This window comes from Actinacidiphila sp. bgisy145, assembly GCF_057708125.1.
Map to the genome: position 1 here is coordinate 17,469 of NZ_JBYIRL010000049.1, position 19,133 is coordinate 36,601.

Below are 19,133 nucleotides of genomic sequence, written 5' to 3' on the forward strand. Positions count from 1 at the left end.
CGGAAGTCCGGCCCGCCGTCACCGCGCCGGGCGCAGGTCCGTCACGACGCGGAACCGTTCCAGCACCGCCATCGTCGTGTCGTCGACGGTGAACCCGGGGTCCGCCAGCGCCTGGCGCATCTGCGCGCTGTGCCAGAACCGCTCGTGCCCGGCCCGCCAGGAGGCGACGCTGTCGTATCCCTCGCCCTCGTCCCTCGCGTGCGCGAGGTCGACCTCCCCCAGCGGTACGACGCGGACACCGGTCACCTCGATCACCGCGACCGGCCGGTGCGCGGAGTCGACCACCACCGACCGTTCACCGGCCTTCGGCAGCTCCTCGCCCTCGTGCGCGTAGTCGGCGACGAGCCCGGTCGTGGAGGTCTTGGTGCCGTCGAGCACCGCCGCGACGAGTTGGTCCCGCAGCGGGCCCGGGAAGGCGAACTCGGCCGTGGGCAGCGCCGCGAGGTCGGGGGGCAGGTCGGAGGCGTTCGTCATGCCGTCACATTAGCGGCGGCGCGCCACCGTACGGCCGTGTGACGAGCGCCCGTTCACATCCGGTGGCACAGGCGGTAGCCGGTGCCGCGTACCGTGAGCAGCAGGGTGGGGTTCGCGGGGTCCGGCTCGATCTTGCGGCGCAGCCGCGCCACGCAGGCGTCGACCAGCCGCAGGTCGCCCGGGGTGTGACGGGTGTGACGGTGTCCCCAGACCCGTTCCAGCAGGGTCTGGCGGGGCATCACCCGGCCTTTGCGGGCGGCGAGTGCGAGCAGCAGGCGCGCCTCGGTCGGGGTGAGGCGGACCGTCGTGCCGTCCCGGACCGCGGCGAGGGTCGCGGTGTCGACGGCCAGCGGTCCGAGGTCGAGCACCCCTTCCGAGGGGCGCGGGCGGGGTCCCGGGCGGCGTAACAGGGCGTGGAGCCGTGCTTCGAGGACGCGCGCGCCCACCGGTTTCACGAGATAGTCGGCGGCGCCGTTCTCCAAACCGGTGATGACGTCCTCCGGGTTGCCCCGGGTGGCGAGAATGACCAGCGGCGCGGGATATTCGGCCTGAATTCGACGGCATGTCTCGAAGGTGCCGGAATTCGGTGCCGCGGTGTCGAGGACGACCAGGTCCACCGCGTCGACCGGTTCGCCGAGTCCGCCCCTTCCGCGCGGTTCGCGGGTCCGGTCGGGGCCTGCCGTCTCCCCGTGGGCCGCGGTCACCCGGTGCCCCATCGCGCGCAGTACGGCCACGAGGGAGTCGTCGCAGGTCGCATCGGCCGTGACGAGCAGAAGGTGGTGCACCGGGGTGGCTCCCTGAGCGTGCTGGGGTCGGGTGAAGGCCGTGCCGCACGAGGCTGCCACACCGAAATGACCGGCGGCTGTTACACGGTGACAGCTTGGTCATAAAACTTTCCCCGGGCCGCCCAGCCGAACAAAGCTCCCTGTGAAAGTCCACCTCGACGAAGGAGACACGAGTGCACAGGGACGAATGGCCCGCCGGATGGCCGGAACCGGAAAGAGCGGCCCCTTTACACCAGGTACGCGGCCGGGTTCTGGCCCGTGTGGTGGGAGGCGCTCTCGCGCTGGGGCTGGCGGCGTCGGCCGCGGTCGTGGGCGGTGGTACCGCGCTGGCCGCCTCGGGAGGTTCGGGAGACTCGAAGGCGCTGTCGGCCATGGCCGGCTCCCGTACCCGGGACATCACGCTGGTGACCGGTGACCGGGTCGCCGTGACCACCACCGCCTCCGGCCGGGACGTCCTGGCCGTGCGGCCGGCCTCGCACGCCGCCGGTGCGGGCGCTTTCGCCTCCTTCCAGGACGGCTCCGGCGACCGGTACGTGATCCCTGCGTCCGCCCTGCCGTACGTGGGACGGCAGTTGGACCTTTCCCTGTTCGACGTCAGCGCGCTGGTGAAGGACCCCTCGGCCGCCGACCGGGTGCCGGTGACCGTGTCCTTCACCGCCGCCGCCGGCAGCAGCCCGACCGCCCCGGCCGGGCTGACGCTGACGTCCACCACCCCGGCGCCCGCCGGTGCCCCGGCGGGACGGGGCGTCTCGGCCGGCGGCTACGCCACCGCCGGATCGGGCCGGCAACTGGCGCGGCTGCTCAAGCAGCGGATCGGCGCCGACGTCAAGGCAGGCCGCAGGCCGGGGAGCACTCCGCTGTTCCAGCAGGTGGCCTCGGTCCGCAGGGCCGCAACGACCGGCACGTCCGGCACGACCGGGTCGGCGGGCACGGCTGCGGACGCCCTGCGCGGTGCCACGTCGGACGGCTACAAGCTCGACATCCTCACCCTGGACGCGGAGGACCGCTCCGGCGCGGGGGCCACCGGAGAGGTCCTGCTGACGAACACCGATGACGCGTCCGTGTTCGCGGCCGTGCTTCCGGTCGTCGACGGCGTCGAGAAGGTGGCGGTGCCCGACGGCCACTACAGCGCCGCCATGCTGGTGCCGACGTACGACGCGGCCGGCGCGGTCACCGCCCAGTCCCTGGTCACCCGCTCCGACCTCACCGTGTCCGGCGCCACCACCGAGGACCTGGACGCGCGCACGGCCACGGCGGCGGTGACCGCTGCCACCCCCCGCCCGGCGGTGGCCGACTACCTGAGCGCCAACTGGGCGCGGGTGGACGCCACCGGGCAGACGCCGGTCTCCTACGCCCCGACCGCCTCGGTGACCTCCACCGACGGCACGCCGGTCTACGTCAACCCCCAGCCGGCGGCCGCCGTCGGCGCGGTCGGCTACGACGCACAGTGGTCGGGCCACGCGCCCGACGCCGGCGACTACCGCTACGACCTGGACTCGGCCGCCTCCGACGAGGTCTCCGCCGACCAGCAGATCCACGTCACGAGCGGGCAGCTCGCCGCCGTCGCGGCCCGCTACGACCGCGACCCGGCCAGCCCCGCCGACGGCCAGGTGACCAGCGGAGAACTCACCCAGAACGCTCCCGCCTCGTTCTCCGCCATCGCGACGCAGACGATGCCCGCCCGCGTCACGGACTACCTGAGCACCTTCAACGGAGGGGACTGGCTCCAGGAGTCGTTCACCGGTGACCTGGTCTTCATCGGCGAGCGATCCGTGCTGGCCGGACACGGCTACTCGGTGGACTGGGCGCGCGGACCGCTGGCCCTGGGCCTGGGCCAGTACCCGGACACGATCCCGTTCGGGGACTGCGAGGCATGCGTCGCCGGCGGCGACCTGCTGGCTTTCCTGGAGACGACCGACAGCGACGCGGGCCACGTCGGCGACCCCAGCGTCTACGCCGACGCCTCGCCTGTGGACCAGGCCGGCCTCTACCGTGACGGCACCCTGCTGGACAGCGAGGACGGTCCGGGCGTCTACGCCGAGGGCCAGGACACGCCCGGGGGCCGCTACCGGCTCGTCGCCGACCGCGACGCCGGCGCGGAACCGAACGTCAGCCAGTCCACCAGCAGCCACACCGAGTTGACCTTCGGTCTGCCCTCGGCTGCCGACACCGGCTCCGTCCTGCCGGCGAACCTGTCCTGCGCGGGCCAGTCCGACAGCACGCCCTGCCTGATCCTGCCGCTGCTGACCGCGCACGACGACCTGGCCACCGACGGCACCGGCACCAGCCACCGCACCGACCAGCGGATGGGCCTGGAGATCGGCCACGTGGCGTACCAGGGCGCCGGCTCGCGGGCCGCGATCACCTCCGCCGCCGTCCAGGTCTCCTTCGACGACGGCCGGACCTGGCAGAAGGCGTCCGTCACCGGCTCCGCCGGCCACTACCAGGCCCACTGGACCAATCCGGCCGCCGCCCGGGGCACCAACCCCTCGATCCGGGTGAGCGCCACGGACGCCGACGGCAACACCCTCAGCCAGACGGTCATGCACGCCTACACCGTCGCCACCACCACGTCATGACCGCCGCCCCACCGGACAAGGAGACCGATCCCGGGATGACCACCCGCACCCGCCTGGTCCGTACCCTGCGGACCGCCGCGACCGTCCTGCTGCCCCTCGCCCTGGCGATGTCCGCCGCCGGCACCGTCCAGGCGGCCGTGCCCGCCCCGGCGTCCGGCGCGGCGCGCACGCTGCCGGCCGACGTGCGGAACGCCTGCGCGGCGGTACCGGCCGGGCAGGCCCGCTGCCTGGCGCAGATCCGCACCGACGTCTCCGGGGGCCTGGGCGTGCGAGGGCCCATGGGCGCCGCGGGAGCCGCCGACGCGGCGCTGCCGGCGGGCTACGGCCCGGCGGACCTGAGGTCCGCCTACGACCTGCCCGCCACCGGAGGAGCCGACCAGACCGTCGCCCTGGTCGACGCCTACGACGACCCCACCGCCGAGGCCGACCTCGCCGTCTACCGCGCCACCTACGGGCTGCCCGCGTGCACCACCGGCAACGGCTGCTTCCGCAAGGTGGACCAGGACGGCGCGGCGAGCCCCCTGCCGCAGTCGGCGGGCACCTCCGGCTGGGCCACCGAGACGGCGCTCGACCTGGACATGGTCTCCGCGGCCTGCCCGCAGTGCCACATCCTGCTGGTCGAGGCCGACGAGCCCACCGAGCAGGACCTCGCGCAGGCCGTGGACTCCGCCGCCGCACTGGGCGCGACCGAGGTGTCCAACAGCTACGGCGGCACGGAACGCAACGGGGACGCCGCCTTCGCCGGGTCCTACAGCCACCCGGGCGTGGCCGTGGTGGCCTCCTCCGGCGACTCCGGGTACGGCGTGCCGTCCGCCCCGGCGGTCTACCCGGGCGTGGTCGCGGTGGGCGGCACCTCCCTGACGCCGGCCGGCAACGCCCGCGGCTGGCAGGAGACCGCGTGGAGCGGTGCGGGCAGCGGCTGCTCCGCCTGGTTCGCGAAGCCGGCCTGGCAGCAGGACACCGACTGCCCGGGCCGTACCGTCGCGGACGTCTCCGCGGTCGCGGACCCGCAGACCGGCCTCGCGACGTACAACACCACCGGAGCGCGGGCGGGGTGGTCCGTGGTGGGCGGCACCAGCGCGGCCGCGCCGTTGATCGCGGGCGTGATCGCCCTGGCCGGGAACCCCTCGGCCTTCTCCGACGCCTCGCGGCTCTACTCCGCCGAGGCGGCCGCCGGCCTCAACGACGTGGTCGCCGGCTCCAACGGCAACTGCGCCGGGGACTACCTGTGCACGGGCACGGAGGGATACGACGGACCGACCGGCAACGGCACTCCGAACGGCCTGAGCGCCTTCTGACAAGTGCGCGCACACGTGCGGCCCGCCCGGACACCTCCCGGGCGGGCCGCACGACCGCTGCCGTACCGCGCGGCGGCGTTACGCCGCTTCGCCCTCGCTGCGGACCAGCAGCACCGACACCGGCGCGACCTTCGCGACGCCGCGGCTCACGCTCGGGTGCAGCAGGCCGGAGATGCCGCTGTAGTGGCCGGGGCCGACCGCGATCAGGTCGCTGCCCAGCTCCTCGGCGCGGTCGATGAGGATCGCCGCCAGCTCCTCGCGCAGGCCCTCGTCGACCTCGCCGTCCGCCGTGATGCCGTCGCCGCGCAGCCGCGCCACGGCCTCGTCCACCACCTGGCGGCTCTCGTCGGTCTCCTCGACCGGGACCACGGTGCTGGCGATGACGCCGCCGATGACCTGGGAGGGCCGTATGTGGATGACCTGGACCTCCGCGCCGGTCAGCTTGGCGAGGGAAGCCACGGCCTCGACCACGGCCGCGCCGTGGGACGTGCCGTCGACGGCGGCGAGGATCTTCTTGTACATGGGTCCAACTTCCTTGTCATACGGGGTCTCGCGGGTCGGCGGGCCCTCCGCTGCATTGAGCGGCCGGGCGCGGTGATCCATTCCCGGAACCGGAGTGGCGTGGGCCACTCTCGCGGGGCCGCTCTCGCGGGGCCGCCCGATTTCGGCCGCGGGGCTCGACGGCGCGGCGGCCCGCCCCTTGAATGAGAGGAGGCGCCGGGCCGGGCTCGGCCGGGCGGCGCGAGGGTCGAACGACGACGAAGTCGGGATGACGATGGCGGAGATGGGTGCGCTCAAGCGGCGGCGGACGCTGCTGGAGCACGAATGGGCCCGGGTGGTGCCGCAGTTGCGGTCCGCCGGGCGCGGCGCGGCGCCCGCGCCGCCGGTACGGCCGGAGGTCACCGAGTCGTGGGCGCGCTCGCTGCCGACGGTGGACCCGGGCCTGGAGAGCGCGCCGCCCGCGGCGGGCGGCACCGCGCGCTGGGCGCGCTCCCCGCTGTACCGGCCGGTCACGGAGCTGGCCGGCGAGCTGCTGAGCATCGCCGAGGACGCCGGCTACGTCGCCGCGGTCACCGACGAGGCGGGCACCATCCTGTGGACGTGCGGCGGGCGGGTGATGCGGCGCCGCGCCGAGCGGGTCAACTTCGCGCCGGGCGGGCGCTGGGACGAGGGCGCGATGGGCACCAACGCGCTGTCGCTGGCGCTGCGCAACGGCCACCCCAGCACCGTGTTCTCCGCCGAGCACCTGGTCGCGGCCCTGCACGGCTGGGTCTGCTACTGCGCGCCGATCCACGCCCCGGACGGCCGGGTGCTCGGGGTGCTGGACCTGTCCACCACATGGGACCGTTCGCACCCGCTGGCGCTGCCGACCGTCCGCACCCTGGCGTCGGCGATCGAGGCGCGGCTGCGGGACGGGGCCGGGCGGGACCGGGCGCCGGAGCGGGCCCGGCCGGGGGTGGAGCTGCGCTGCCTGGGCGCGGCCCGCGTCACCTCGGCCGGGGCGCCGCTGCGCCTGCCGCCGCGGCAGGTGGAGGTGCTGGCGCTGCTGGCCCTGGAGCCCGGCGGCTTCACCCCGGAGCGGCTGCGGGAGTCGCTGTACGGGGACCGGCCGGTGACCGCGTCCACGTTCAAGGCCGAGGTGTCCCGGCTGCGGCACGCGCTGGACGGCGCGGTCGCCACGCGGACGTACGCGCTGACCGCACCGGTGGTGTGCGACGCCGTCGAGGTGCTGGCGGCGCTGGGCCGCGGTGACACCGGTACGGCGGTGGAGCACTACCGGGGGCCGCTGCTGCCGCTGTCGGAGGCGCCGGGGGTGGTGGCCTGGCGCGGGCACCTGGAGGTGGGGGTGCGGGAGGCGGTGCTCGCCTCGGCCGACCCGCGGTTCGCGCTGCGCTACGGCGAGCGGGCACCGTACGACACGCAGGTGCACGAGCACGCGCTGCGGCTGCTCGGCCCGGGCGATGTGCGGCGCGGCATCGCGGTGAGCCGGGTCGAGGCGTCCCGCCGCTGACCGCCCGGACCCCGGCCGCTCCCGCCGCCCTTACCCGGCGAGCCAGGCGAGGGCCGCCACCGCCATGGCGCTGACGCCGGTGTCGAGGGTCGGCTGGATCACGGGCGCGAAGGCCGGGCTGTGGTTGACCGGGATGTCCGCGGCGGTGGTGCCCTCGCGCACGGCCCGCTCGTACCGTTCGGGGTCGGTGCAGCCGACGCCCCAGTAGGTGAAGGGCACGCCGAACGCCTTCGGGATCTCGCTCATGTCCTCGCTGGCGGTCTGCCGGTCCAGGGTCTGCGCGCTGTCGCCGAAGTACGCGCTGAACGCCGCCGCGACGCGCCGGGTGGGGGCCTCGTCGTTGACGGTGGGCGGGAAGGCGGCGGCCTTCTCGATCTCCGGTTCCCGCGGCGCCCCCGATGCCTGGCACTCGGCCCGGACGATCCGCTCGACGGCGTCCAGCACCCGGGCGCGGGTGGCGTCGTCGTACGTGCGGACGTTGAGCTGGAGGACGGCGCGGTCCGGGATGACGTTGGGGCCGCTGCCGGCGTGGATGCTGCCCACGGTGAGCACGACCGGGTCGGTGGCGGCCACCTCCCGCGAGACGACGGTCTGCAACCGTACGACGATCATCGCGGCCATCACCACCGGGTCCACCGCGGCCTGCGGCATCGAGCCGTGCGCGCCGCGGCCGTATACGGTCACGCGCAGGCTGTCCGCGGCCGACAGCACCGAGCCGGCGCGGGTGCCGACGTAGCCGGCCGGGTAGGGCAGGACGTGCTGGGCGAGCACCACGTCGGGCCGGGGCGCGAGGTCGGTCAGGCCGTCGGCGACCATGGCGTCGGCGCCGTCGCCGTTCTCCTCCGAGGGCTGGAAGAGCGCCACGAAGGTGCCGCGCCAGGCGTCCTTGGCCCCGGCCAGCAGGCGGGCGCAGCCGACCAGGCACGTGACGTGCATGTCGTGGCCGCAGGCGTGCATCACCGGCTGGTCGGTGCCGTCGGCGCCGGGCACGGTGGCGGTGGAGGCGTAGGGCAGCCCGGTCTGCTCGCGCACCGGCAGGGCGTCCATGTCGGCGCGGGCCATGACGACCGGGCCGTCGCCGTTGGCGAGCACCGCGACCACCCCGGTGCCGCCGACGCCTTCGGTGACCTGGTAGCCGCAGTCGCGCAGCGCCTCGGCGGCCTTGGCGGCGGTCCGCCGCTCGTGCAGGCCGAGTTCGGGGTGGCGGTGCAGGTCGCGGTAGAGGTCCTCCAGGTCGGGGCGGGCGCTGTCCAGGCCGGCGAGTACCGCGCGGGAGGGGTCGCTCATGGGTGCTCCTCAGCTCCTCGGGTCCTGGCCGTTCTCGCCGTCCTGGTCTTCCGCGCCGTTCGCGCCGTTCGCGCCGTTCTCGCCGCCTTGGCCGTCCCGGCCGTTCCTGCCGTCCGGGCCGTTCCCGTCGCCGCCGGTGCCGCGGGGGTCGCGCCGTACCAGTGCGGCCAGTCTGGCCTGGGGTCGCCAGTCCGGTCCACGGGGCAGGTTCCAGCCGTAGTGCACGGCGCTGAGCCGGAAGACCAGGGCCAGCGCGACGCCCACGCAGATCCCGACCGTGGGGGCTCCGAGGTAGGCGCAGACCACGGTGACCGCGGCGACCAGCAGCGCGACGGTGGCGTACAGGCCGTTGCCGCCGAAGACCGCGGGCACCCGGCCGAGGATGACGTCCCGCAGCGCGCCGCCGCCGACCGCGGTGACGGTGCCCAGCATGATCGCCGGGAGCCAGCCGAGGCCCGCCGACAGGGTCCGGTTGGCGCCGGCCACCGCCCAGAACCCGATCACCGCGGCGTCCAGCGCGGTGAACAGCCGGCCCCAGGAGTGCTCGCTGAGCGGGATCAGGAAGGCGGCGAGGGCGCCGCCGAGGGCGACCGCGACGTAGGTGTAGTCGGTCAGCGCGATCGGGGTGCCGTGCTGGAGGAGCACATCCCTGATCAGGCCGCCGCCGAGCCCGGAGACGAGGCCGACGACCACGAACCCGAACAGGTCCAGGCCCGCGGAGCGCGCGACGGCGCCGCCCAGCAGCGCACAGGAGCAGACCCCGGCGAGGTCGAGGTAGCGCGTGACGGTGTCGATCCCGGCCGGGACCGACAAGGCCGACATAACGGACGGGCTGGGCATGCGGCGAGCATAGACGGAAGTGGGGGCGGCCGCCCGGGGTGAGGGGCCCGCGCCGATCGCGCCAACCTTTCGCCAACCTCCGGCCGCCACAGTGGGCCCCGTCGTACCCTCCGCGACCTCCGAGGAGCCCCGCATGGCCTACGCGCAACCCGGCACCGAAGGCAGCATCGTCAGCTACGCCGCCCGTTACGACAACTTCATCGGGGGCGAGTGGGTCGCGCCCGCCGAGGGCCGGTACTTCGACAACCCGTCACCGGTGACCGGCGAGACCTTCTGCCAGGTCGCCCGCTCCACCGCGCCGGACGTCGAGGCCGCGCTCGACGCGGCACACGCGGCGGCCGGCGCCTGGGGCCGCACCTCCACCACCGAGCGCGCGGTGATCCTCAACCGGATCGCCGACCGCATCGAGGAGAACCTGGAGAAGCTCGCGGTCGCCGAGACCTGGGAGAACGGCAAGCCGGTGCGCGAGACCCTCGCCGCGGACCTGCCCCTCGCGGTCGACCACTTCCGCTACTTCGCGGGCGCGATCCGGGCGCAGGAGGGCTCGATCGGCGAGATCGACGCGGACACGGTCGCCTACCACTTCCACGAGCCGCTGGGCGTGGTCGGGCAGATCATCCCGTGGAACTTCCCGATCCTGATGGCCACCTGGAAGCTGGCGCCGGCGCTGGCCGCGGGCAACTGCGTGGTGATCAAGCCCGCCGAGCAGACCCCGGCGAGCCTGCTGCTGGTGGTCGAGCTGATCGCGGACCTGCTGCCGCCCGGCGTGGTCAACGTCGTCAACGGCTTCGGCGTGGAGGCCGGCAAGCCGCTGGCGTCCAGCCCGCGGGTGGCGAAGGTGGCGTTCACCGGCGAGACCACCACCGGGCGGCTGATCATGCAGTACGCCAGCGAGAACATCATCCCGGTCACCCTGGAGCTGGGCGGCAAGAGCCCCAACATCTTCCTGCCGGACGTGACCGCCGCCGACGACGACTACCTGGACAAGGCCGTCGAGGGCTTCGTGATGTTCGCGCTGAACCAGGGCGAGGTCTGCACCTGCCCGTCGCGCGCCCTGATCCACTCCTCGATCTACGACGAGTTCATGGCGCGCTGCGTGGCCCGCACCCGCGCCATCAAGGGCGGCGACCCGCTCGACCCGGCGACGATGCTGGGCGCCCAGGCCAGCAACGACCAGTACGAGAAGATCCTCTCCTACATCGACATCGGCCGGCAGGAGGGCGCCGAGGTGCTCACCGGCGGCACGGCCCGCACCGTCGACGGCCTGGAGGGCGGCTACTACATCGAGCCGACCATCTTCCGCGGCACCAACGACATGCGGATCTTCCAGGAGGAGATCTTCGGGCCGGTGGTCTCCGTGACCACCTTCGACTCCGTCGACGAGGCCCTCAAGCTCGCCAACGACACCCTCTACGGCCTCGGCGCCGGCGTGTGGACCCGCGACGCGAACACCGCCTACCGGATGGGCCGCGAGATCAAGGCCGGCCGCGTGTGGACGAACTGCTACCACGCCTACCCGGCCCACGCCGCCTTCGGCGGCTACAAGAACTCCGGGATCGGCCGGGAGAACCACAAGATGATGCTCGACCACTACCAGCAGACCAAGAACCTCCTCGTCTCCTACTCCCCGAAGGCGCAGGGCTTCTTCTAGCCCCCCGCGCCAGAGGCGCCTGGCCTGGCCTTACGTCAGGCCGGGCGCCTCTTGCACACGCTCAGCGCCGCCGAGGAGCAGTGCCCGGCTTCCTCCCGACATCTCCCAGCGGTTGAGCACCTTCTTCTGCAGCAGGGCTCAACACGGAGTCGCACTACCACGATCTGCATCCGCCATGATCCGGGCCATACCCGGGCCAGCGGCTCCTGGTCTCCTACAGCGAGAACAGGCCGGGCCTCTTCCGACAGCCGTCCACGGCGGGTCTGACCTGACCTGGCGCCGGGTCGGGCGCATGAGCGCTCCTTCACCACCGGGGTCGGTCGCCGGCCGACGGGGGCACCCCCGGGCGCGTATCGCCCCGGCGTCCCCGCTCCGTCAGGGGTTGACAGGAGTGGAGCGCGCCGCGGGCAAGGTGACGTCGAAGCGGCAGCCGCCGGGGACGTTGTGTGCCGTGGTGCGGCCCTGGTGCGCTTCCACGATCCCGCGGACGATGGCGAGGCCGAGGCCGGCGCCCGCCGGCGGGGTTCGCGCGCCGGTGCCGCGCCAGCCGGTGTCGAAGACGCGGGGCAGGTCGTCGGGCGGGATGCCGCCACAGCTGTCCGTGACGGACAGGATCACTGAGTCGGACGCGTTGTCGCGCCGGGCGGACACCGCCACCGTTCCGTCCGGCGGGGTGCGGTGGATCGCGTTGGTGAGGAGGTTCGCCAGCACACGGGTCATCTCCCGGCTGTCGACTTCCACCGGCGTCCGGTCGACGTGGTCGCCGACGAGGTGCACGCCGTGCTCGGTGGCGAGCGGGTTCGCGCCCGCGATCGCGTCGCCGACCAGGTCGTAGACGGATATCCGGGTCGGGGACAGGGCGAGGACACCGGCCTGGATGCGGGAGAGTTCGAACAGGTCGCCGACCATGCCGCTGAGCCGGTCGACCTCCGCGCGGATCTGCCGGTGGTAGCGCGCGGGGTCGTCGGCGATGCCGTCCTCCAGTGCCTCGGTCATCGCACGCAGGCCGGCCAGCGGGGTCCGCAGGTCGTGCGAGATCCAGGCGACCAGCTCCCGCCGGGATGCCTCCAGGGCCCGCTCCCGCTGCCGCGACAGGGCGAGTCTGGCACTGGTGGCCTCCAGTTCCCGCCCCAGTGCGGCGAGTTCCGCGGTCGGGGTGCTGTCCGGGGCGGCGAAGATGTCGTTGTCACCGAACGCCCGGGTGGCGGCGGCCAGCGCGCGGCTGCCCGCGACCACCTGCCGGCCGAGAATGAAGGCGACGCCGAGCGAGACCACCGCGGCGATCGCGCAGACCATGGTGACCACGCCGAGGTCGTGTTCGGACAGGAACATGGCCCTCGCCACGGACAGGGTGCCTGCGAGCATCGCGGCCACGGTCACTGCCGCGACGACGGCCAGCGACAGCGCGAGGGAGCGGTGCCGCAGAAGGCGCAGGGCGGCGGCGCCGAGCAGGCCGGCGGCGACCGCGCCGAGCGCGGCATAGGCGGCGATGATCAGGAGATCGTGCACGGTCCCCCGCCTTCCTCCGGCCGCCGCTCGGCCGTAGGGCGGGCGGGCTCCGGGGCCTGCCGAAGCTCTTCCGGGCCGGCCGGCGGGTCGAAGCGGTAGCCGATGCCCCACACGGTGGTGATGAGCCGGGGACGGGCGGGGTCCTGCTCGATCTTCTCGCGCAGCCGCCGGACGTGGACGGTGACCGTGGACAGGTCGCCGAACTCCCAGCCCCAGACGCGGCGCATCAGTTCCTCGCGGCCCATGACACGCCCGGGGTGCCGTAGGAAGAACGCGAGGAGGTCGAACTCCCTTATGGTGAGGGGGAGTTCACGGCCGTCTTGCAGCGCGCGGCGGGCCGCGGGGTCGAGCGCGAGCGGGCCCGAGCGCAGCCAGGGGACGGCCGCGGGGGGCGCGGCGGCGCGGCGCAGCACCGACTCCGCCCGGAGCACGAGTTCGCGCGGGCTGAACGGCTTCGTGACGTAGTCGTCGGCGCCGACCTCCAAGCCGAGGATGCGGTCGTCCTCGTCGCCCCGTGCGGTGAGCATCACCACCGGCACCGGGCCGTCCTGCCGTATGCGCCGGCAGACCTCCAACCCGTCCATGCCGGGCAGCATGAGGTCGAGCACGACCAGGTCCGGTCGGGTCAGCGCAGCCAGGGTCACCGCCGACGGGCCGTCCGCGGCCCGGTCGACGGCGAATCCCGCCCGCTCCAGGTAACTCGCGACGACCTCGGCGACCGTCGGGTCGTCGTCCACCACGAGGATCCGCCGGCGGTCCGGGACGGGTGGGGTCGACTCGGGCACGGTTGCGCTGCTCATGGACACGAGTCTGGCACCCGGCCACTGACGGTGACCATGCCCGCCGCCCCGCCCGCGCGCACCGTCCGGAACTCGTAAGAACCTGCTACCCCCGCGCTGCCCCCTCCTGCGGTGGCTCTTCCGGCGGTCCCGGCGTGCGCAGCGCGGTGAAAGCGCGACCGCCCGCGGTCCATGCGGCGGTCACGGTCCAGCCGGTCGTGTAGGCGTGCCGGTCGAGGGCGCGGGTACCGAGCAGCGCCCACGGAAAGGGTGTGCCGTGGGCCCGGGTGCCGTCGTGGAGGCGGACGTGCAGGCATTCGTCCCGGTCGGGCGGGCCGGGTGTGCTCTCGGCGATCAGGGTGCCGCCGGCGCGGAGCAGCCGGCGCAGCCGGGTGAGCAGCGCGTCCGGGTCCCCGCCGATGCCGATGTTGCCGTCGACCAGCAGGGCGGTGCGCCAGTGGCCCTCGCGGGGCAGCCGTTCGAAGACAGACCGGGTCAGGGCGGGGCCGCCGGCCGCGCGTGTTCGGCGCACGGCGTCGGCGTTGACGTCGATGCCCAGGGTGGTCCGGCCGCGCGCGGCGAGTGCGGTGACCATGCGCCCCGGTCCGCATCCGACATCCAGGACGGGACCGGTGCAGGCGGCCAGCACGGTGCGGTCGGCGGCGTCCGGGGGCGCACACCAGCGTTCGACGTCCAGGTGGAGCAGGCGCCGGTCCGGGCCGGACAGGTACAGCGGGCCGCGACCGGTCCGCATCGCCGCCGTATAAGGGTCCGCGGCCGACCACGCCGGTGGGGCGGACACCGTCATCGGGAGGATCACCGCTCACCCGCCGGCACGCAAGTGGGCCAGTGCGGTGGCGAAGCGGGTGCCGGGGGCCTGCGCCGCCACCCACGCCGCGTCCGCGGCGGTGTCCACGTCCCGCAGCACCGGCAGGTCGCGCACGGTCAGCCCGGCCGCGGTCAGCCGGTCGCGCTGCGCCCTGCCCGTGTACGGGGTGGACATCGGCACGCCGAGCACGAGGTCCGGGTCGGGCTCGGCGAGGCCCAGCGCCCAGAACCCGCCGTCGGCCGCCGGCCCGAACCAGGCACCGGTCCCCGGCTCGGGCGCGGTGTGCAGCAGGGCCGGGGTGACCTGGGGGGTGTCCATGCCGATGAGCAGGGTCGGGCCGTCGCAGTGCCCGAAGGCCGCGGCCAGTCGTTGGTCAAGGCCGCCGGCGACCTGCGGGACGACGTCGATGCCCGGCGGCAGCCAGGCCCCGGGGGCGCCATCGAGGACGAGCAGCCGCCGGTCGGCGGGGGTGGCGGCGACAGCGGCCAGGGTGTCGGCCAGGGCCGCGGCGGCCAGATCGGCGGCCTGCTGCGGCGTGAAGGGCGGGCAGAGCCGGGTCTTGGCCCGGCCCGGTACGGGTTCCTTCGCGATCACGACGAGCGTCGCCATCAGACGGTCACCGGCTTCCGGTCCGCGCGGGCGGGAGCGGCGAGCACGGCGCGCATGTCGTGGACGGCGTGCCAGGTGCCGCGCCAGGTGCCGGTGACCTTGGACCTGCCGGTGCGCGGCTGGTAGGGCACGTCCTGCTCGATGACGCGCCAGCCGGCCTCGGCTGCGAGGACCACCGTTTCCAGCGGGTAGCCGCTGCGCCGGTCTCGGACGCCCAGGTCGAGCAGGCGCCGGCGGCGGGTGGCGCGCATCGGGCCGAGGTCGCGCAGTCGCAGGCCGGTACGCCGGCGCAGCATGCGGGTCAGGGCGGCATTGCCGGCGCGGGCGTGCGGCGGAAACGCGCCGCGAGCCGTCGGGCGGCGGCGGCCCAGCACGAGGTCGGCTTCGTCGGCCGCGATCCGGTCGACGAAGTCCACGAGCAAGGCGGGGTCGAGCGAGGCGTCGCAGTCGCAGAAGCAGACGAACTCGGCCTCGGCGGCGAGGAGTCCGGCGTGGCAGGCGGCGCCGAAGCCGCGGCGCGGTTCGTGCACGACGGTGGCACCGTACTCCGCGGCGATCCGGGCGGAGCCGTCACGCGAGCCGTTGTCCACGACGACGGCCCGCCACCCGGGCGGGACCCGTTCCAGCACCCAGGGCAGTGCCTCGGCCTCGTCGAGGCAGGGCAGGACAAGATCGACGGAACACGTCATGGGGGAACCTCAGGGTGTCGGGTGATCGGGTGGTGGTGGTGTGACGTGGCGGCAGTGCGGCGACCGGGCGGCGGTGCGCGGGGGCGCGTCGCCTCCGGACGGACCGTCAAGACGGCCGGCCGGGGACGACGGGACCGTGCGCCGGAACCGCTGTGCCCGAATCGGGCTGCGGGGAACGCCCGGTCGGGTATGTGCGGTGTCAGGCGTCCGTGGCGTCGGCCGGCGGGTCCGGGCGGCGCGCCGGGCGGCGGCGGTCACCCCGGTCGCGACGATCTCGCCACAGGCGAACAGCCAGGTGGAGTGCGGACAGGCCGAACAGACCGGCGGTGACCGCCAGCCAGCGGCTGCGGAAGACGCCAGGGTCCAGCAGCGTGACAGCCCGGTAGTGTGCACCGCTGTCGGTGGAGATGAGCGGCCAGTAGACGAGGAGCAGCATCAGCGACACGAACGCGGGGACCCGGATGTGGTTCACCACCGCGACGCGGCGCGGTGAGTTCGGCCGTCCGGCGCGTACCGCCCGGTGCAACAGCCAGTCCGCGCCGCCGTACAGGGGCACGGCCACCAGGTCGTGGACGACAGCGGCGCCGACCGTCCACTGCACCACGCCCCACCAGTCGCCGGCGAGCAGCCGGACCGCGGCGTAGCCGCACAGCGCGAACGAGGCCAGCAGGGCGGCGAGATGCCACCACGGTTCGCCGTACAGGACGCGGAAGATCCTCACGCCCGCTCCCGGGCGTCGGTGGCGCCGAAGGTGAGCCGGCCGACCCACTTGGTGTTCATCACGCCCGGCGCGGCGGGCACGATGACGCGGGCCGGATAGCCGTGGTCGGGGGTGAGCGGGGCGCCGTTGACCCGCAGGGCCAGCAGCGAGCGGGCGTCACGCACCTGCCCCGCGCTGAGTGCGACCGCGCGGAAGGAGCCGGAACGCTGCACGGACTCGACGAACACGCCCGGCGGATCGCCGCCGTGGCCCACCAGGGCGGCGAGGTCTCGCAGCCGTACGCCCTGCCAGTGCTGGTCGTCGGTGGACCAGCCCTCGACGCAGGCGATCGGCAGCGCCGCCGTGCTCTGCGCCATCCGGTGCAACTCGGCGAGGCTCAGCCGGATCGCGCCGGCGGCGCCGGTGACCGTCAGCCGCCAGTCCTCGCCCACGTCCTGGGGCCGGATGTGCGCCGCGGCCGCGGGCTTGTTGACGGCGAAGGCGCCCGGTCCTGCGCCCGGGGACCGGCCGTGCGGCGCGAGCAGCGCGGCCCGGCGCAGCGGCCCGCCGATGCTCTGGCCGGCGGTCACCACCAGCAGCGCGAGGGAGCCGAGCCCGACCATGCCGAGCGCGCCGCGCCGGGAGATCGTCGGTTCCGAGGGACGCATCGGCACCAGGCCGGTCGCGTCGGGCGGCTCCGGGCGGGTCCGCGCGGTGGGGGTTCGCAGCTCCTCCCACAGGTCGCGGCTGCGCAATGCCCGCACGACGGAGGGAAGTTTGAGAGCCACGTGCGCCAGCGCGGCCCCGCAGAACACCCAGGCGCCGTAGAAGTGCAGCGGGTAGAACGAGCCCGGGAAAAGGTAGTCCACCTGCGTGTTGAGGATGCCGGTGGTGAACTCGAAGAGCCCGCCGCCGACCAGCAGCAGCAACGACAGCCGCTCCAGCGCGTGTCCGAGTGAGCGGACCGGCGGCAGCGCGAACAGCTTCGGCACCACCGACCACAACTTGGCCAGCAGCACCGGCACCAGCGCGATCCCCAGCGTGACGTGCACTCCCTGGTTCACCCGGTACAGCCAGTACGGGTGCGTGGGCCAGGAGAAGAGGTAGAAGCCGAGCAGGCCCTTGTCCGGCGTCTTGTCGTTCACACGCGCCAGGCCGGGGTCGTACGCGGCATAGGACAGCAGGCCGGTGACGAAGACCACCGGAAGGCCGACCAGCAGGACGGTGCCGAGCACGGACGTCAGCCACGGGCCGCGCAGCGGACTGCGCCAGGGTGCGAACCGGCGGGCAGGGGGGACTTTCATGTCGGCCGACCCTAGTGGCGTGAACAGGTCCTTCGACCGGATCGACCCATGACGAAAGTCTGACGTCGACCGGGACCGCCCGCAGACCTTTCGGAAGTCTGACGTCCGGCTGAGCTGCCGCGCCGGCACCTCACCGGGTGTCTAGGGTGCGGCAGGTGAGCTTCTTCCCCGCCGGTCCGCACCCCTCCGCCGGTCCGTGCCCCTCCGAGGGCCCCCTCACCGACCCGGGCCCCGCGCAGACATCGTCGGACCGGCCCGAACGACCCGCGCCGGACGGTGGGCCGCGCCGCCGGGATCTGCTCGCCGGTGCCGCGGCCCTGCTGCTGTTCGCCGCGGTGGCCGCAGTCGGCGCCTGGCTCCAGCACGACGGCCACGCGCTGCGGTCGCCGTTCCCGCCGCTGGAGGCGTGGTGGCACCCGCACGCCGGACCGGGCACACCGCTCACCGTGCTGGTCGCCGCAGCCGTCATCGGCTACGGGCCGTCCGCCGCCGCGCGGTTGTCCCGGCACGCCCTGCCGTGGGCGGCGTGGGCCGCGGCGTCGGCGTGGACCTGGTCACTGGCCCTGGTGGACGGCTGGCACCGCGGCGTCTCGGGACGGCTCCTGGAGACCGGGGAGTACCTCACCCAGTTGCACCGCTTCGACCACCTCGGGCCGGCGCTGCGCACCTACACCGCGCACATCCTGATCCACTCCCCGCAGAACTGGACCACCCACATCGCCGGTCACCCGCCCGGCGCCGTGCTGACCTTCGTCGCGCTGGACCGGATCGGGCTGGGCGGCGGCACCTGGGCGGCGGCGTTCGTGATGACCGCCGGCACCTCCCTGGTTCCCGCGGTGCTGCTGACGCTGCGGTTGCTCACCGGCGAGTGGCGGGCACGGACGGCCGCGCCGTTCCTGGTGCTGGTGCCGGGAGCGGTGTGGGTCGGGGTCGCCGCGGACGGCTACTTCGCCGCCGTCGCCGCCTGGGCGCTGGCGCTGCTCGCCGTCGCCGCGACCCGCACCTCACCCGTGTCCCGTGCGGCGGCGGGGTTCGGCGCGGGACTGCTGCTCGGCGCTGCCTGCTACCTGTCGTACGGGCTGGTGCTGCTCGTGGTCCCGGCGGCCGTCGTGTTGCTGTGCGCCCGCAGCGTCCGCCCGGTGCCATACGTGCTGGCCGGATGCGCGGTCGTGGTGGCCGCGTTCACCGCGAGCGGCTTCGAGTGGTGGCAGGCGTACGGGCTGCTGCGGACCCGCTACTACCAGGGTGTCGGCGGCATCCGACCGTACGGCTACTGGTTCTTCGGGGACCTGGCCACGGTGGTCGCCGCGGCCGGCCCCGCATCGTTCGCCGGTCTGCGCCGGGTGCTCGCGGCGCGCGGCCGGTTCTCCGGAGGGCCGGGACGGGAACCGGCCGGACCGCCCACCGCGCCCCGCGGCGTCGGTGCCCTCCTGGCCCGGTGGCAAGGCGAGGAGCAGGCGCTCGCGGCCGTCCTGCTGCCCTGCGGCTTCCTCCTGGCGATGCTCGCCGCCGACCTGTCGGGGATGAGCAAGGCCGAGACCGAGCGGATCTGGCTGCCGTTCAGCCTGTGGCTGCCGGCCTGCGCCGCGTTCCTCCCACGACGCGATCACCGCGGCTGGCTCGCCGCCCAGGCGGTGGCCGCGCTGCTCCTGAACCACCTGCTGCTGACCAGCTGGTGAGCGCACGCGACCGACCCGCGACCGGTGCTCCGCGCCGAAGCGCACACCCACGAACCAGGCGGCGCCGCGGCACCGCCCCGAACCGCTGGACCACCACACCCAGGAAGGCC

At 74.4% G+C, this 19,133-nt stretch carries 17 protein-coding genes; 5 read left to right on the forward strand and 12 right to left on the reverse strand.

The features are described from left to right. Nucleotides 1–18 precede the first annotated feature (18 nt). Nucleotides 19–474: an ASCH domain-containing protein gene (locus AC3ERT_RS31950; protein WP_435178316.1), complete on the reverse strand. Its 456-nt coding sequence runs from the start codon at nucleotides 472–474 to the stop codon at nucleotides 19–21. A gap of 53 nt (nucleotides 475–527) precedes the next feature. After that, on the reverse strand, nucleotides 528–1,259 hold the full coding sequence (locus AC3ERT_RS31955) for a winged helix-turn-helix domain-containing protein (RefSeq protein WP_435178318.1): 732 nt from the start codon (nucleotides 1,257–1,259) through the stop codon (nucleotides 528–530). Between the two features lie 263 nt (nucleotides 1,260–1,522). On the opposite strand from AC3ERT_RS31955, the gene AC3ERT_RS31960 reads away from it, so the two are divergent. Together AC3ERT_RS31960 and AC3ERT_RS31965 are read left to right on the forward strand one after the other, a co-directional pair. Then, entirely contained in the window at nucleotides 1,523–3,838 is a 2,316-nt protein-coding gene (locus AC3ERT_RS31960) for a molybdopterin-binding protein (RefSeq protein ID WP_435178320.1), read from the forward strand. Next, complete coding sequence (locus AC3ERT_RS31965; protein WP_435178322.1) at nucleotides 3,835–5,136, forward strand: S53 family peptidase; 1,302 nt, start codon at nucleotides 3,835–3,837, stop codon at nucleotides 5,134–5,136. The genes AC3ERT_RS31960 and AC3ERT_RS31965 overlap by 4 nt, the downstream gene beginning before the upstream one ends. Before the next feature lie 78 nt (nucleotides 5,137–5,214). Here the strand turns inward: AC3ERT_RS31965 and AC3ERT_RS31970 are convergent, their stop codons facing one another. Next, nucleotides 5,215–5,658, reverse strand: a complete 444-nt coding sequence (locus AC3ERT_RS31970) for a universal stress protein (protein ID WP_335980206.1) — start codon at nucleotides 5,656–5,658, stop codon at nucleotides 5,215–5,217. A 247-nt stretch (nucleotides 5,659–5,905) separates the two neighbouring features. Here AC3ERT_RS31970 and AC3ERT_RS31975 point away from each other — a divergent pair, with 247 nt between their 5' ends. Next, the gene (locus AC3ERT_RS31975) at nucleotides 5,906–7,147 is read left to right on the forward strand and encodes an AfsR/SARP family transcriptional regulator (RefSeq protein WP_435178324.1); all 1,242 of its coding nucleotides are present in this window, start codon (nucleotides 5,906–5,908) and stop codon (nucleotides 7,145–7,147) included. A 30-nt stretch (nucleotides 7,148–7,177) separates the two neighbouring features. Here the strand turns inward: AC3ERT_RS31975 and AC3ERT_RS31980 are convergent, their stop codons facing one another. Further along, complete coding sequence (locus AC3ERT_RS31980; protein WP_435178326.1) at nucleotides 7,178–8,434, reverse strand: amidohydrolase; 1,257 nt, start codon at nucleotides 8,432–8,434, stop codon at nucleotides 7,178–7,180. Between the two features lie 9 nt (nucleotides 8,435–8,443). Continuing rightward, a complete protein-coding gene (locus AC3ERT_RS31985) occupies nucleotides 8,444–9,274 on the reverse strand; it encodes a trimeric intracellular cation channel family protein (protein WP_435178328.1) in 831 nt (276 codons plus the stop codon). A 133-nt stretch (nucleotides 9,275–9,407) separates the two neighbouring features. Between AC3ERT_RS31985 and adh the strand changes: the two genes are divergently transcribed. Beyond that, complete coding sequence (adh, locus tag AC3ERT_RS31990; RefSeq protein WP_435178330.1) at nucleotides 9,408–10,925, forward strand: aldehyde dehydrogenase; 1,518 nt, start codon at nucleotides 9,408–9,410, stop codon at nucleotides 10,923–10,925. Between the two features lie 375 nt (nucleotides 10,926–11,300). Here the strand turns inward: adh and AC3ERT_RS31995 are convergent, their stop codons facing one another. The 7 genes from AC3ERT_RS31995 to AC3ERT_RS32025 all read right to left on the reverse strand — a co-directional run bounded on the left by AC3ERT_RS31995 (nucleotide 11,301) and on the right by AC3ERT_RS32025 (nucleotide 17,344). After that, the gene (locus AC3ERT_RS31995; protein WP_435136974.1) at nucleotides 11,301–12,434 is read right to left on the reverse strand and encodes a sensor histidine kinase; all 1,134 of its coding nucleotides are present in this window, start codon (nucleotides 12,432–12,434) and stop codon (nucleotides 11,301–11,303) included. Further along, nucleotides 12,419–13,234, reverse strand: a complete 816-nt coding sequence (locus AC3ERT_RS32000; RefSeq protein WP_435178332.1) for a response regulator transcription factor — start codon at nucleotides 13,232–13,234, stop codon at nucleotides 12,419–12,421. Before AC3ERT_RS32000 ends, AC3ERT_RS31995 begins: the two co-directional genes overlap by 16 nt. 85 nt (nucleotides 13,235–13,319) lie before the next feature. Further along, nucleotides 13,320–13,967 carry a methyltransferase domain-containing protein gene (locus AC3ERT_RS32005; RefSeq protein ID WP_335980197.1) on the reverse strand — a complete coding sequence of 216 codons (648 nt, stop codon included), beginning with the start codon at nucleotides 13,965–13,967 and terminating at the stop codon, nucleotides 13,320–13,322. 69 nt (nucleotides 13,968–14,036) lie between these two features. Next, nucleotides 14,037–14,651 (reverse strand): TIGR04282 family arsenosugar biosynthesis glycosyltransferase, encoded by a 615-nt coding sequence (locus AC3ERT_RS32010; RefSeq protein ID WP_435178334.1) that lies wholly within the window; start codon nucleotides 14,649–14,651, stop codon nucleotides 14,037–14,039. Then, on the reverse strand, nucleotides 14,651–15,340 hold the full coding sequence (locus AC3ERT_RS32015; RefSeq protein ID WP_335980192.1) for a glycosyltransferase family 2 protein: 690 nt from the start codon (nucleotides 15,338–15,340) through the stop codon (nucleotides 14,651–14,653). Before AC3ERT_RS32015 ends, AC3ERT_RS32010 begins: the two co-directional genes overlap by 1 nt. Before the next feature lie 199 nt (nucleotides 15,341–15,539). Beyond that, nucleotides 15,540–16,061: a hypothetical protein gene (locus AC3ERT_RS32020; RefSeq protein WP_435178336.1), complete on the reverse strand. Its 522-nt coding sequence runs from the start codon at nucleotides 16,059–16,061 to the stop codon at nucleotides 15,540–15,542. After that, nucleotides 16,058–17,344: a molybdopterin-dependent oxidoreductase gene (locus AC3ERT_RS32025; protein WP_435178338.1), complete on the reverse strand. Its 1,287-nt coding sequence runs from the start codon at nucleotides 17,342–17,344 to the stop codon at nucleotides 16,058–16,060. Before AC3ERT_RS32025 ends, AC3ERT_RS32020 begins: the two co-directional genes overlap by 4 nt. A 155-nt stretch (nucleotides 17,345–17,499) precedes the next feature. Between AC3ERT_RS32025 and AC3ERT_RS32030 the strand changes: the two genes are divergently transcribed. Next, nucleotides 17,500–19,023, forward strand: coding sequence for a hypothetical protein (locus AC3ERT_RS32030; RefSeq protein ID WP_435178340.1), 1,524 nt, complete (start codon nucleotides 17,500–17,502; stop codon nucleotides 19,021–19,023). The last annotated feature ends 110 nt before the right edge of the window (nucleotides 19,024–19,133 follow it).